We start from the raw sequence: 11,151 nt of genomic DNA, 5'->3' as shown, positions 1-11,151 counted from the left end.
GACGCGGCGCGGGGCGCGGCACCGCCTGCACCGGCGCGGGTGCGGGCTTGGGCAAAGCGAGACGCAGCTGGGCGAAGATCGGCGCGGGCGTGGCATCGCCATGGCGCAGCTGCAGCGGCCGGATATGGCCACTCACCCATCCCAGCACTGCACTGTGCAGGAGCGCCGTCGCCGCGCACCACACCAGCACGCGCTTGCCGCGGGACAGGAAGGACACTTTCGACATAGCCGCTAGTGTACCGTGCCGGCGACGCCATCGCCGGACCGCCTCCGGCCTTGATATTCTGCTACGCTAGCCGTATCTCGAATGCCCCAAGGAGCCCGCCATGATCAATCCGCAGATGCCCAACATGCCCGGCGCCGGCGTCGTCACCGACACGCTCGATTTCGTCAAGAACCTGTGGGGAAGCATGGGGGTGCCCGGCGCGGCGGCCATGGCGACACCGACGCTGTCGGTCGATGACCTGGACAAGAAGATCACCGACCTGAAGGCCGTGGAGGCATGGCTCAACGTGAACATGGCCATGGTGCGCGGGACCATCCAGGCGCTGGAGGTGCAGCGCGGGACCATCGCGACCATCAAGGCGATGAGCGAGGCGATGGCACAGGCGATGGCGCAGCCGGCGAGCGCGGACAAGGCGCCGTTTGGGTCGGCATTCTTCGGGCAGGGCAAGCCGGCTTCTGACTCCGGCGGCGCTCAGCAAGCCGCGAGCAGCGATACGGCGGCGGGGGCGCGAGCGGAAACGGGTAGCGGTACCGCAGGCGATGGCACGGCGGCAGGCGCCCAGCCTGGAGCGGCATTCACCAGTGCGGCCGCATGGTGGAACGTTCTGCAGGACCAGTTCAAACAGGCGGTCAGCACGGCCATGTCGCCGGATGCCGCGAGCAAGTTCACGCAAGCCGCCACGGATGCGGCCAACGCATCCAGCGAGCTGTCGAAGTCGATGGCGCAGACCATGTCCGGTGCGGCGATGAAGGCTGCGGCGCCGGAGGAATCGGCCAGCAAGAAGCCGTCCGGCAAGCAAGCCGCCAAGCCACGCAACGGCAAGTCGAAGCCGCAGGACGAATAAGCGGCGCCGCGCCGGAGGTGCCGGGTCGCGTCCCGCACGACCGCTACGGCAAGGGCGGTCGCGCGCGGTGCTGGCGCGGCGGCATCGCGAGCCGCCAGCCACCTGGCAACGAGCGCCTGCACCAGACGTCGAGGCGGTCCGGAATCGCAAGCGTCGGGCTAGTACACGTCGCGGCGGTAGCGGCCTTCGTCGGCAAGGCCGTTGACGCGCGGCGCGCCGAGGATGCTCACGAGCGCTTCGTGGACGCCCGCCGCCATGGTGCGCAGGCTGCCGCAAACGTAGATCGCGCCGCCCTCCTCCACCCAGCGCCGCACCTCGTCCGCACACTCGAGCAGCACGTGCTGCACGTAGCGCTTCTCGCTCTGGTCACGCGAGAAAGCCGTATCGATGCGCGCCAGCGCGCCGCGCGCCCGCCACGCCTCCAGCGTCGCGCGGTCGTGATAGTCGTGCGCCGCGCTGCGCTCCCCGAACAGCAGCCAGTTGCGGTACTCGCCCGCTGCGATGCGCTGCGCGAGGTGGGCACGCAAGCCGGCGATCCCGGTCCCGTTTCCGATGAAGAGCACCGGCCGCCGCGCATTCTCGCCGAGCTGGAAGCGCGCGTGCGGACGAACCCGCAGCGACACCACACCGCCCACCCCAGCCCCACGGCACAGCCACCCCGACGCCACACCCAGACTGCCATCCACATGCACCTGCAGCCGCACCAGCAGCTCAACGTGGCCCTCAGCGGGAATCGACCCGATCGAAAATTCGCGCGGCAGATGTGGTTCCGCCGGGGCGCTCACCTGCACCAGATCGCCCGACTGCCACTGCGGCAGCGCGCTGCCCGCCGGTTTCAGACGGATGCGGTAGACCGGCGCCCCGGCGCTGCCGGGGTTGAGCTCTGTGCGCTCCACCAGCGTCCACGCCTCGTATTCCGGCTCCGTCCACGCATCCACATCACTGGCGCCGGACAGGTGGCACAAGTGCTCCTGCCACGCCTCGACCGCCCGCGCGTCGCCACGATCCACTTCGATTCGCTGAAACAGCGCCTGCGCGCCCTGCGCGGCGAGCCAGGCATCCAGGCTGCGCGCAAAGCCACAGAAGTGCTGATAGCTGGTATCGCCCAGCGCCAGCACGGCATAGTGCAGATGACTGAGCGAGGCAGAGCGCCCCAGCCACCGTTCGGCGAAGCGCACACCGTTATCCGGAGCATCGCCTTCGCCAAACGTGCTGACAACGAAGAGCACCCGCTCCGCGCCCGCCAGACGCGCCTCGTCGAGCGCGGACAACGGCGTGGCCTCGGCGGACAGCCCGGCGGTGCGCAGCGTGGCCACGGTCTGGGAGGCCAGCGTCTCGGCCGTGCCGGTCTGGCTGGCATAAGCCACCAGCCACTGCGCATCAGATGCAGCGATGGACTGCGCGCGGCGGCGCACCGCGACGCACAGCAGCGCGTACATGGCCAGCAGCACGCCCGCCGCCGCCCAGCGCATGGGGTCAAGAGTCAGCGCCGCGATCATTGCAGCATTTCGAGAAAGCGCGAGCTGGCCAGCTCACGGAAGCCATCGCCCTCGCGTACCAGCATGCGCATTGCGATGCCTTCGCGCTCCGCGAAGCGCATGCCCTCGTCCGGCCCCAACACGGTCAGCGCGGTCGACAAAGCATCCGCCAGCATGCACTCCGGATGGAACACGGTCAGAGACGCGACCCCGTGCCGGATCGGCTGCCCGGTACGCGGGTCAATGGTATGCGCCGCGCGCGCGCCCTCGTTTTCGAAGAAGCGCCGGTAGTCCCCCGACGTGGCAACCGACAGCCCATGCAGCGCCACCACCGTCTCCGGCACCTCTGCGCCCGGCAAGGACTCCAGCTCCACCCACCATGGCTGCCCATCCGGCTTGACGCCAGCGCCGCGCAACTCGCCGCCCACTTCCACCAGATAGTCCCGCACCCCGTGCGACTCGAGCATGCGCGCGACCTTGTCGACGGAGAAGCCCTTGGCGATGGCGGAGAGATCGAGCAGCACGCCGCCCGGCTGCAGTGCCGTGCGCCGCTCGCCATTTAGCACCACGGCACCGGTCAGCGCGTGCGTGGCACGCTCGCGCGCCGCATCGGCCAGCGCCGCGGCAGGCGGCGCGAATCCCGGCTCCTCGTAGCGATTGCGCGGCCCAAAGCCCCACAGGTTCACCAGCTCGCCGGCGTACGGATTGAACGCACCTTCGAAGGCGCGGCCGACAGCCGCGCCATGCGCGAGCACATGAAACAGGTCGGCAGGCAGTTCCACGGCCGTACCCGCAGGCGCTTTGTTGAAGCGGCCCAGATCGGAATCGTCCCGCCAATGGCTCATCTCGCGGATGACATCATCCAGCTCCGCCTCGACTGCGCGCTGCAAGTCCAGCCCCGGCCCCGCCATCTGCACGGACCAGCTGGTCCCCATCGCCGTCCCGCCGGCGCGCCGCACCGGCCCCTTGGGCAGCGACGCGTCCGACAGTTGGACGGGGATCAGGACGCGGCGCATCGGCTCCGGCATCGAACTCCTTACTGCGGCAGCACTTCGAAGGTGGCCGAATACGTCAGACGGCGGCCACTCGGCGCCTCCTGCGGGCCACGCGCAGCCGGGCCGCCTTTGCCTTCCGCCGCGGGCGGCGTGGCTGCCGGCCATGCGGTGCTCAGCCAGTACTGGCCCGCCGCAGGCAACGCGAAATTGGCCTCGCCCTTGGCATCGGTGGTGTAGCGCAGCTCACCGATGGTGCCGCGATAGCGCACGCCGCCCGGTACCAGCGAGAACGGCAAGTTGGCCGCCGGTTTGCCGTCGATGAGGAAGCGCCAACGCGCAGGTTCACCGGCATGGAGGTCGGTCGGGTTCGTCACCGGCTCGAACTCGATGCCCTTGCCCACCGGTTTACCTGGCAAAGCGCTCGGCTTCTGGGAGCTGACAAAGGTCTCCATGCGCATCACGGTGGTCATGACCTTGAGGTCCTCGGCGTTCTTCGGCACCTGCTTGTCCACATCCGCTACCGGGCCGCGCCAGCGCTTGACTTCACCGCCCTCCTTCCAGCTCGCCATCGCGTTCTCGTTGGCGATGGTGAAGCGGTAGGTGCCCGGCTGCGCGACGTTGACATCGAACGCGGTCCGCAGCTTGCCGTTGCTGACGTTCTCGGGGCTGCGCGGCTGGCCATCCGGCCCGAGGATCACCAGTCCGTCGATCTTGAGCGCGACGTGGTCGATGTAGAACAGCTGCTCGGTGACGGCGGCATCCACCGTCACGTACTGCGCTTCCTCGACCAGGGTGGTGGACGGCAGCAGCCAGGGGCGGTGCGCGAAGGCGCTGCCGGAGACGGCGGCCAGCGCGGCCAGCAGCGCGGTGTTGACGATGGCGCGTGAGTTCATCATTTCACCTGCACGGTTACGTTGACCAATTCTTCCTTGCCCTTGACCTGCACCGTCTGCGCGCCCTTGCCGACAGCGACCGGCACGCGCACGACCTCGCGGCCACCCGCCTCGCGTGCCGCTTCCACCATCACGACGTAGTCACCGGCAGGGAGCTTGTCCAGCACCGGCTTGGCGGCCGGGAAGGCCAGCACCGCTTCGCCGGGGCCGCGCGTGGCGCCGCTGACGCCATCCATCGGCAGCGTCACATCGCGGCCGACCTTGCGCCACCAGGTACGCACATCCTTGAAGTACTTGGCGCCGCCATCCTTCTTGCGCACCTCGTGCAGCACGGCGAGGTTGGTGACCACGCTGCCATCCGGGCGCTCCAGCCACGCCGCCACATAGGGACGGTGATACTCGGCCACGTTCAATTGCGGGATCTCGACCTTGATCGACAGATCGGCGGCCATGGCCGAGGTGCCGAGCAGCGGCACGGACAGGGCGACGGTGTACGGAAGCTTCACGGATATCCTCTTCACGGAAAAGTCAGTGGATGAACAGCAGTGCGATGAGCGCAGGCAGCAGCAGCCCGAAGCCGACCAGCGGCCAGGTGATGCGCCGGTTCTGCGCGTGCATCTTCAATATCAAAAGCCCGGTCACGCAAAAGACCAGGCAGGCCAGGGCGAACAGGTCGATGAACAGGGACCACGCGAGACCGGCGTTGCGGCCCTTGTGCAGGTCGTTGAGCAGGGAGATCCAGCCGCGGTCCGTGACCTCGTATTCGGCAGCGCCGTCCTCCAGGCCCACGCGTACCCAGGCATCGCCGCCGGGGCGCGGCATGGGCACATACAGTTCATCGGCAGCCCACTCGGCCTGCGCGCCGGAGGCATTTACCTTCCAGTTCGACGCCAGCCAGGCCGTCATGCGGGGCGTGACCGCGGCCTTGGCGCCATCATGCGTGCGCGCGAAGCTGGCCGCTTCCGTCAGTGCCTCCTGCGGCGCGGTCGCCTTCAGCCGCGTGACCTGCGGCTTGGCTTCCAGCAGCGAAGCGTGATTGAGCGTGATGCCGGTGGCCGCGAACAGGATCATCGCGATGAGGCATAGCGCGGAGCTGATCCAGTGCCACTTGAGCAGCGTCTTGAGCCACCCGGTGCGCTGCATGCCCTGCGCGAGCTGCGCCTGTGCGCCCGGTGCGCTCACGTCTCCGCCCACTGGCGCAGCAGGTTGTGATAGTGGCCGGTGAGGCCGACGACTTCCTCGCAATCGCCGAGCCGCGCGCGCAGGCTCTGGATATTCTGGTCCAGTTCAAACAGCATGCTGCGCTTCCAGTCGTCCCGCACCATGCTCTGGGTCCAGAAGAACGAGCACACACGCTCACCGCGCGTCACCGGCTCCACGCGGTGCAGGCTGGAGGACGGGTAGACGATCATGTCGCCCGCCGGCAGCTTGACCTCGTGGGCGCCGTAGGTGTCCACCACCACCAGTTCGCCGCCGTCGTAGTCCTCGGGGTCGGACAGGAACAGCGTGGTGGAGACGTCGGTGCGGATGCGCGGACCGCCGCCGGGGACATTGCGCACCGCGCCGTCCACGTGCAGGCCGTAGTGCTCTCCGCCCGCATAGCGGTTGAACAGCGGGGGAATGGTCCGCAGCGGCAGCGCGGCGGCGAAGAACAGCGGGCTGGCGTCCAGCGCCTGCTGCACGATGCGCCCCAGCTCCAGCGACAGCGCGGAGGCTTCCGGCAGCTGCCGGTTCTGCTTGACCTGTGCGCCCTGCGCGCCGACCGTCGCTCGCCCGTCCACCCAGTCGGCGGCATCGAGGCGGCGCCGCAGGTCGAGGACCTGCTCGCGCGTGAGGACGTTCGGCACATGCAGCATCATGGCGTAAAGACTTCCAGGATCAGTATTTGAAGTTGAGGGTCAGCTGAACCGAGCGGGGTGCACCGGGATTGTAACGGTAGCCGCTCTTGTTGATCGATGCAACGTAGTCCTTGTCCGCCAGATTGTAGACGTTGAGCTGAGCGGAGAGCTTCTTGCTGAACTCATAGCTGGCCATGCCGTCGATGACCCAGTACGGATCGGTGTAGGCCGGGGTGCCGATGGCGCCATCGGTCCCGCGCAGCAGGCCGCCCACATAGCGCGCGCCGCCGCCGATCTTGAAGGCCGGGGTCACGTCGTACGAGGTCCAGGCGGTGAACGAGGATTTCGGCGTGTAGCTCAGCGCATTGCTGCCCGCCTGGGTGATGTTCTTGCCCGATTCGACCGTCGCATCCATGCGGGTGTAGCCCGCGCTCACCAGCCAGCCCTTCGCGAATTGGCCGGTCAGGCCGATCTCGATGCCGCGCACGCGCTTCTTGCCGGTCTGGTAGTACTGCAGGTCGGTCGGGTCCTGTTCGACCTCGTTCTTCACGTCGGTCTGGTACAGGGCAGCGGTGAAGGCCAGCTTCTGCTTGAGCAGATCCAGCTTGGCGCCGATCTCCTTGCTGACCGTGACCTGCGGGTCGAACTTGGGGTTGGACGCGCTGTTCACCGAACCGCTCAGAACCAGGTTGCTGCCCGGCGGGTTCTTGGAGTTGGCGATCAGCGCGTACACGCTGCTGTTCCCGGTCGGCTTGTAGAGAGCCGACAGCTTGCCGGTCCAGATGGTGTCCGCGAGCTTGAGGTTCGTAGGCACCAAGGTCCCGACGGGGAGCCCAGGGTTGGACGTGGCGGTGGACAGCGACGCACCGTCGTAGCCGATGTTGAAATGGTCCGCTCGCACACCGGCGTTGAAGATCCACTGCGCGCCCACATGCATGGTGTCGAACACGTACAGGCTTTGCACGTTGGAGCTGGAGTCCGCAAATACGCCGTTGCGTTCCATGGTCATGTTGCTGACCGGCGCGGACGGATTCGGATGGTAGATGTTGGCCGGTTCCAGCACGCCGGGGTTGGCGTGGCCGATGGTCGACTGCTGCTCATGCACGAATTCCAGGCCGCCGACCACGGTGTGGGTCACAGTGCCGCTGCCCAGTTCCGCCGTCAGCGTGGTCTGGTTGGCGGTGATCTGGTTGCTCTGGTCCTTGACATTGCGATTGGTGCGGGCCAGGGTCCAGGTGTTCGGATCGTTCTGGTTCGGCGTGGCGATGTTGGCGGCGCTGCCCAGGAAGGACGTGAGCACGTAGGCCTGCTCGGTCTTGCCGTAGCGGCTCACGTTCGAGAGGCGCAGGCGGGGCGAGAACTCGTGTTCGACGATGATGGTCGCCATGTCGGCGGTCACGCGGTCGTAGTCGGTCGCGGAGCCGTAGAAGTTATGCGGGTCGACCTTGGGACCGTTGGCGATGAAGGGGCGCTTGACGTCCGGGCTCGTATAGCCAGGCAGGCCGATGGTGAAGACGCCGCCGTCGGGCGTGTTGTCCTGCTCGACGTGCAGGTAGTTGACGTAGAAGCGCGTGTTGGTGGCGAGGCCGAAGGCGGCGCTGGGGGCGAAGGCCCAGCGCTGGTCGTGGACCACGTCGCGGCCCGGGCGGCCGCTGTCCTGCGCCATGAGGTTCAGGCGCAGCGCGGTGCCACTGGGCGTATCCAGCACATGGTTCATGTCGGCGGTGATGCGTTTGTGGCTGCCCGTCCCGGCGGACACGCTGCCGCCCAGCGACTCCTCCATGTTGGCGCGCTTGCTCACCAGGTTGATGGAGCCGGTGGGCGCACCGCGGCCGGTGTCGGTTCCCGCCGGGCCTTTGAGCACGTCGATCTGCTCGACGTTGAAGGTGTCGCGCGAGATGGAGCCGATGTCGCGCAGCCCGTCCACGTAGATGTTGGCGGAGCTGTCGAAGCCGCGCATGTAGATCGAGTCGCCGGTGTTGGTGTTGCCGTTCTCGCCGAGGAAGAAGGTGCCGACGCCCGGCGTGTTGCGCAGCGCCTCCGTCAGCGTGAGCGCGCCCTGCTGCTCGATCAGTTCCTTTTTGATGACCGTGACGCTTTGCGCGGTGTTGACCAGGTCCTCGGTGTACTTGGAGGACGAGGCGCGCGTGGCCTTGAAGGGATTGTCGGCGGCGCCCACCACCTTGACCTCATTCGCCGGGCCGGCATCGAGGGCGGGCGGCGGCACGTCGCCCGCGTGGGCGGCGGCCGGCAGCAGCACGGCCGCGAGGGCCGTGCTCAGATAACGGGGTTGAGCGTGCTTGCGGCTGACAATCGCCATGTCGTTGCTTTCCTCTCTCGTTCTTGATTGCTGGCACTTATGGCGTGCCGAATGACGAGATTGTAGGCAAAACGGCATGGAATGTAAACGATAATCGTTCTCATTCGCGTTTTTGTTCTGAGCGGTGGCTCACTTCCACCATAATGCCGCCGGGTGCGTGGAAGTAGAACAGTAGCGCGCCGCGCATCACGGACGGCGCGGACGGGAGGTCGGCCAGCCCGGCAGACTGCAGGCGCGCGTGTGTGGCGTGGACCGCCTCGTCCGAATCGAGCAGGAAGCCGATGTGGAACCAGCCGGGGAACTGCGGGGGCGGCTCATCGGCCGGGGCACGGTTAAGCACGAGCACGAAGCCGGCTGCGTCCTGCAGGATGGCGAGCGAGTCCTTGCCGCGCATCTCCAGCTGGCGGAAGCCGAGATACTCGGTAAAGAAAGCCGCGGTGGCGGCGACGTCGGGAACGGGAAGATCGAGGTGGTTGAGTCGCATGTCAGTCTCCGGTGATGGGCTCGCCGGCGAGTGGCACGCGCGGACGAACCCGTTGGACGCACAAGGGCGCCGGGCTCGTCGCGGGTACTCATGCGCGTCGGGATGACGTGCGATGGAACAGAGCTTCGCGGCAAGCCCGCGAAGGGACCGGGCTTACCAAAACCGGTCCTGCCTTTTTCGACAGCGCTCAGTATAAGAGATTGTGCCGGTCAGCGCAGGGCTTCCGTGAGCACCCGGCCCTCGGCGCCCGCGGGTGGACGCACGCGCAGCAGGCTGGCCAGCGTCGGGGCGATGTCGACCACTTCGGTATAGCCACGGTAGGCGCCGGGGCGGATCCAGCGCTGGCCCATCATGAAGAGCGGGACGTTGGTGTCATAGGCATAAGGCGTCCCGTGCGTCGAGCCCATGGACTTGGTGCCGAAGAAAGTGTACGGCTGCGTGACGATCATCAGGTCACCGGACAGGTGGCGGTTCCAGGCGCGCTGCATCAGCAACGCCAGGCGCGTGCCGCCCGCCAGGCCGCGTTCGAACTGGGTGCGCGTGAACACCTGCGCGATGCCGGGCTGGCGCAGCAGCCAGCGCGCGGCGTAGTCCTCAACGTCAGCGCGCGCGAGACCCTTCTTCTCGATGGCGTCATAGTCCAGGTAGACCTCGGGGGCCCACGACTTCTTGACCAGCTGCGCGAGGCCGAAGCGCGCGGCGAGCGCCTGGTCCAGGTCCGCCAGCAGCTTCTTGCTGTCGATGCGCATCGCATCGATGTGGCGGGTGCGCGAGAACTCGGGCGTGTTGGAGAAGCCGTGGTCCGCGGTCAGCACCACCAGCACGTTGTCCATGCCGACCTGCTTGTCGAGGTCAGTGAAGAATTTCGCGAGCAGGCGGTCCAGCTGCTGCAGGTGGTCGTGCGACATCCGGCTCTCCGGGCCGAACGAGTGGTTGACGTAATCATGGCCGGACAGGCTCACGCCCAGCAGGTCGGGCACGCCGGCCGGGTTGCGGCCCAGCTGTTCGTTCTCGACCGCGGCGCGCGCGAATTCCAGGGTCAGCTCGTCGACGGCGGGGCCGGTCTTCAGGCGCTCGTAGTACTTGGCATCGGGCTTGCCGCTGTCGCCGCGGTAGACGAAGGGGAAGCTGTTGTTCTCCTTGTCGGTGGACGGATAGTCGGTGGAATCGCCCGCGTAGGCGGCGGCGGGCAGCAGCGGGGTCCAGGACTTGCCGTAATAGCGGTCCTGCGGCTTGGCGGCGTCGAAGCGCTGCACCCAGGCAGGATGCGATTGCATGTAGAAGGTGCTGCTGGCGAAGTCGCCGGTGCGGTCCATGTAGATGTACGCGGTGCCGGTCTTCCCGGCCAGCAGGATAGCGCCGCGGTCCTTGCCGGCGACGGTGAGCACCTTGCTGCGGTTGCCGGTGGCGTAGCGCAGCTGGTCGCCCAGCGTGTCCACGCGCAGGTTGGTGGGCGCGGTGCCATCGTGCTCGCCGGTCTCCTCGCCGATGTACTTGTAGCGGGTGTCCTCGGTGCAGTAGACCTGCTGGCCGTTGGCGTCGATCCAGTAGTTGTTGATGATGCCGTGGCGGTACGGGTAGGCGCCGGTCAGGATGGCCGAGTGGCCGACTGCCGTCACGGGCACGCCGTGGGCCTGGTGCGCATCGGTGAACATGGCGCCCTGCTCCATCAGGCGGCGGAAGCCACCGGGGCCGAACTGGTCGCGGTAGCGCTGCACCTGTTCAGCGGGCAGGCCGTCGACGACCAGCACCAGGATCAGCTTGGGCGCGGGCACGCTGGCGGCGGCTGGACCGCTGTTGGGTGCCCGGACAGATGGCGTGGCGGCGGCTGGCGCGCCGGCGGCGGCCAGGGCGGACTGGCCAGGTGCGGCAGCGGCGCACGCGGTCAGGATAGCCAGGACGCTACTGGCGAAGCGGGATTGGAGCATGAGTTTTACATACGGAGTCAGCCAGAGGCCGGGGCAGCGCCATTCTAAAGCGCGCGGAGGATCGCCGGGTAAACGTTGGCTAAACGTGCGGTACTACGCAGCTGCGGCTTGGTTGACACGCATGGGCGCTGCCGCCGGTGCCACG

10 protein-coding genes and 1 pseudogene are annotated in these 11,151 nt (G+C 67.6%); 1 reads left to right on the top strand and 10 read right to left on the bottom strand.

What is annotated here, in order from left to right; all coding sequences use genetic code 11:
• Positions 1-226, bottom strand: a pseudogene (locus E4L96_RS15950) (hypothetical protein); the annotation flags it as partial.
• Between the two features lie 100 nt (positions 227-326).
• Here E4L96_RS15950 and E4L96_RS15945 point away from each other — a divergent pair.
• Entirely contained in the window at positions 327-1,070 is a 744-nt protein-coding gene (locus tag E4L96_RS15945; RefSeq protein WP_135208203.1) for a PhaM family polyhydroxyalkanoate granule multifunctional regulatory protein, read from the top strand.
• A 158-nt stretch (positions 1,071-1,228) separates the two neighbouring features.
• Here the strand turns inward: E4L96_RS15945 and E4L96_RS15940 are convergent, their stop codons facing one another.
• From E4L96_RS15940 to E4L96_RS15900, 9 genes are all read right to left on the bottom strand, one after another.
• Positions 1,229-2,569: a sulfite reductase subunit alpha gene (locus E4L96_RS15940; protein WP_135208202.1), complete on the bottom strand. Its 1,341-nt coding sequence runs from the start codon at positions 2,567-2,569 to the stop codon at positions 1,229-1,231.
• A complete protein-coding gene (locus E4L96_RS15935; protein ID WP_229414538.1) occupies positions 2,566-3,576 on the bottom strand; it encodes an FAD:protein FMN transferase in 1,011 nt (336 codons plus the stop codon). Before E4L96_RS15935 ends, E4L96_RS15940 begins: the two co-directional genes overlap by 4 nt.
• An 8-nt stretch (positions 3,577-3,584) precedes the next feature.
• Positions 3,585-4,436 (bottom strand): DUF4198 domain-containing protein, encoded by an 852-nt coding sequence (locus E4L96_RS15930; RefSeq protein WP_229414536.1) that lies wholly within the window; start codon positions 4,434-4,436, stop codon positions 3,585-3,587.
• Positions 4,436-4,942 carry a DUF2271 domain-containing protein gene (locus E4L96_RS15925; protein WP_135208200.1) on the bottom strand — a complete coding sequence of 169 codons (507 nt, stop codon included), beginning with the start codon at positions 4,940-4,942 and terminating at the stop codon, positions 4,436-4,438. Before E4L96_RS15925 ends, E4L96_RS15930 begins: the two co-directional genes overlap by 1 nt.
• Before the next feature lie 22 nt (positions 4,943-4,964).
• On the bottom strand, positions 4,965-5,579 hold the full coding sequence (locus E4L96_RS15920) for a PepSY-associated TM helix domain-containing protein (RefSeq protein ID WP_135208204.1): 615 nt from the start codon (positions 5,577-5,579) through the stop codon (positions 4,965-4,967).
• 35 nt (positions 5,580-5,614) lie between these two features.
• Positions 5,615-6,295, bottom strand: coding sequence for a Fe2+-dependent dioxygenase (locus tag E4L96_RS15915; RefSeq protein WP_135208199.1), 681 nt, complete (start codon positions 6,293-6,295; stop codon positions 5,615-5,617).
• Between the two features lie 19 nt (positions 6,296-6,314).
• Positions 6,315-8,594 (bottom strand): catecholate siderophore receptor Fiu, encoded by a 2,280-nt coding sequence (locus tag E4L96_RS15910; RefSeq protein WP_135208198.1) that lies wholly within the window; start codon positions 8,592-8,594, stop codon positions 6,315-6,317.
• Positions 8,595-8,694: 100 nt separating this feature from the next.
• Positions 8,695-9,078: a VOC family protein gene (locus tag E4L96_RS15905; RefSeq protein WP_135208197.1), complete on the bottom strand. Its 384-nt coding sequence runs from the start codon at positions 9,076-9,078 to the stop codon at positions 8,695-8,697.
• A gap of 209 nt (positions 9,079-9,287) precedes the next feature.
• Positions 9,288-11,006: an alkaline phosphatase family protein gene (locus tag E4L96_RS15900; RefSeq protein WP_135208196.1), complete on the bottom strand. Its 1,719-nt coding sequence runs from the start codon at positions 11,004-11,006 to the stop codon at positions 9,288-9,290.
• Positions 11,007-11,151 lie beyond the last annotated feature (145 nt).

Source organism: Zemynaea arenosa (assembly GCF_004614185.1).
Taxonomy (GTDB): domain Bacteria; phylum Pseudomonadota; class Gammaproteobacteria; order Burkholderiales; family Burkholderiaceae_D; genus Telluria; species Telluria arenosa.
This window is presented reverse-complemented; position numbering and strand designations above follow the sequence as displayed.

What these genes read in the sequence shown, in the direction of transcription:
- E4L96_RS15915 (WP_135208199.1), bottom strand. Translation starts at nt 6,295, where the DNA reads ATGATGCTGCATGTGCCGAACGTCCTCACGCGCGAGCAGGTCCTCGAC.
- E4L96_RS15910 (WP_135208198.1), bottom strand. Translation starts at nt 8,594, where the DNA reads ATGGCGATTGTCAGCCGCAAGCACGCTCAACCCCGTTATCTGAGCACG.
- E4L96_RS15900 (WP_135208196.1), bottom strand. Translation starts at nt 11,006, where the DNA reads ATGCTCCAATCCCGCTTCGCCAGTAGCGTCCTGGCTATCCTGACCGCG.
- E4L96_RS15905 (WP_135208197.1), bottom strand. Translation starts at nt 9,078, where the DNA reads ATGCGACTCAACCACCTCGATCTTCCCGTTCCCGACGTCGCCGCCACC.
- E4L96_RS15945 (WP_135208203.1), top strand. Translation starts at nt 327, where the DNA reads ATGATCAATCCGCAGATGCCCAACATGCCCGGCGCCGGCGTCGTCACC.
- E4L96_RS15935 (WP_229414538.1), bottom strand. Translation starts at nt 3,576, where the DNA reads ATGCCGGAGCCGATGCGCCGCGTCCTGATCCCCGTCCAACTGTCGGAC.
- E4L96_RS15940 (WP_135208202.1), bottom strand. Translation starts at nt 2,569, where the DNA reads ATGATCGCGGCGCTGACTCTTGACCCCATGCGCTGGGCGGCGGCGGGC.
- E4L96_RS15920 (WP_135208204.1), bottom strand. Translation starts at nt 5,579, where the DNA reads ATGCAGCGCACCGGGTGGCTCAAGACGCTGCTCAAGTGGCACTGGATC.
- E4L96_RS15930 (WP_229414536.1), bottom strand. Translation starts at nt 4,436, where the DNA reads ATGAACTCACGCGCCATCGTCAACACCGCGCTGCTGGCCGCGCTGGCC.